Genomic DNA, 1988 nt, shown 5'->3' on the forward strand with positions numbered 1-1988 from the left:
CAAGATATCAGTGCGGGATCACTGTCGCTCCCAGTTTGACTAGCATCGGTTACTGGTTTCTAGTGACCAGGCTGGCGAAGAGTCGTCGGTGTGTTGCAGTGCTTGTTGTTCATGGCGCTTCCACTCCGGGTGCCGCTTCGGAGCGATAACGATACAGCCGCCAAACATTGGCAGGATCATCACAGCCGCCGGCCTCCCAAGCAGCGGCGCCATCGATGGCGCTGAAGCGGCCATCGGGGCAGCTGTAGAGGCTGTGGATCTCGAGCGCTTCGAAGCCGGTTATCTCAGGTGCCGAGAACTTCCGCGCGAGCAGCCAGAAACCACTCTGCCGCAGGGCTTGCGGGTCTGGCAACGGTGCGATCTTTCCGCGCCCGTACTCCGATGGTCGGGTGATGCCGGGCCATTGGCTCACCGCGAGCTGGGGCTGATAGAAGTTCAACATGGCCGCGAACTGGTAGCGATCCGCGACCACTGGCTCGGGTAAGCGCGCGCTGTAGTCGGCCAATGTCTCGAAGCCCTGGGTCTCGCGGAGTGCGCGCCCGACCGCATCGGGCAAGGGCGGGAAGGCCGTGACGGCGTACAGTACATAAATGCTGATCAGCACCAGGTTACCTGCGGCGGCGATGAGTGCCCAGCCGTCACTACCGATCCCGTGGCCAGCCGATCGCTGCAGCAGCAGCGCAATAAAGGGTGCGGCGCCGACCAGATAGGGCGCAGCCCAATTGGCCTCGACCTCGCTGCCGAGCGCGATCAGCGCGAATAGGCTCAAGGGCATCAAGGCCGCTGCGCCTAGCAGTGAGATAGCGACCGGGTCGAGCATGGTAGTCGCTCGCACGCTGGTCGCTTGATTGTGCTCGGGCCTGATGCCCGCAAAGCGTCGACCAAGGTTCCGCGCAAATCGCCACAAGGGATGCCAGCCTGAGTATTTATCTGAGTGCTGATTAGGGCGCTGACTAGGGCTTTCATCTGAGTGCTGACCAGCGAGCAGGCGAGAGCGTCGACCAAGGCGCCAAAGAGCGATACCGATCGGGACTAGCAGTAGCCCCCAGAACAGCAGTTGCTCGCCGAGATAGCCACCGAGGCTGGAGAGCCGCTCGCCCAAGTCCATGGGAGCCGGCGACTCGGGCGCATAAGCATGCGTCCCTGTGACCGCAGGCAACGCATCTGCTGCGAGCCTGATCGGTCCGCTGTCGGTCGAAAAGCCGTGTCCGAACTGGAACCTGAGGGTCAGCCAGTCGTTCTGCGCATTCCAAACCAGGTTCGGTGAGAACACCAGCAGTGCGATCAGCCCGCCGAGATAGGGCCAAGGCGTGCGCAGCGCGCGTGGGTCTGCACGGAGCAGCGCCCAAAGGAAAACCGGGCCGATCATCACCATGCTGTATTTGCCGAGCAGCCCGAGCCCGGTCGCGAGGCCCGCCGTGAGCCAGCGCTTGCGCTGACCTTGGAGCGCACGGAGGGCTTCGTGCAAGGCGAGAGGCCAGCACAGCATCAGCACCGTATCCGGCGTGGTGATGACCCCAGCGATAAGCCCCGGGATACTCGCGATCGAGAGGATGAGCGCTAGGAGCAAGCCGTTGCCCGAGCTGAGGCCACTGGCGTGATAGAGTCGCCAGAGTACCAACAGCGACAAGCCGCCCAAGGCGACCGCGCCGAGCCGAGCGGCTAGGGTTGAGCCAGGGTCGAGCCAGGTGCCGACGCCGATCAGGGCGACCCCCGGCGGATGATCAAAATAGCCCCAGGCGAGCTGACGCGCCCAGTTGAAATAGTAGGCCTCATCGCGCGTGACCGGCAGCGCGTCGGCCACCAGCAACCGCCAGGCGGTGACGCCCAGAATCAGCAGCAACACCCAAGCGATGCCGGTACCACCGCCTAGTTGAGAGGAATCGATTTGAATCCGGCTTCCGCCGGTGCTTGAACTCGAGCTAGGATGTTTTCTCGGACTCGGACTGGAGCCCAGTGGGCTCGCATGCTGCTGTGCTCTGCCGGGA

Annotated in this window: 1 protein-coding gene; it reads right to left on the reverse strand. The window is 63.5% G+C overall.

Annotated elements, in window-relative coordinates; genetic code table 11:
• Positions 1-109 precede the first annotated feature (109 nt).
• The gene (locus VBE63_RS28210) at positions 110-1846 is read right to left on the reverse strand and encodes a glycosyltransferase family 39 protein (protein ID WP_323686303.1); all 1737 of its coding nucleotides are present in this window, start codon (positions 1844-1846) and stop codon (positions 110-112) included.
• Between the last annotated feature and the right edge of the window lie 142 nt (positions 1847-1988).

The sequence above is a fragment of the Lamprobacter sp. genome (assembly GCF_034860625.1).
Classification (GTDB): domain Bacteria; phylum Pseudomonadota; class Gammaproteobacteria; order Chromatiales; family Chromatiaceae; genus Lamprobacter.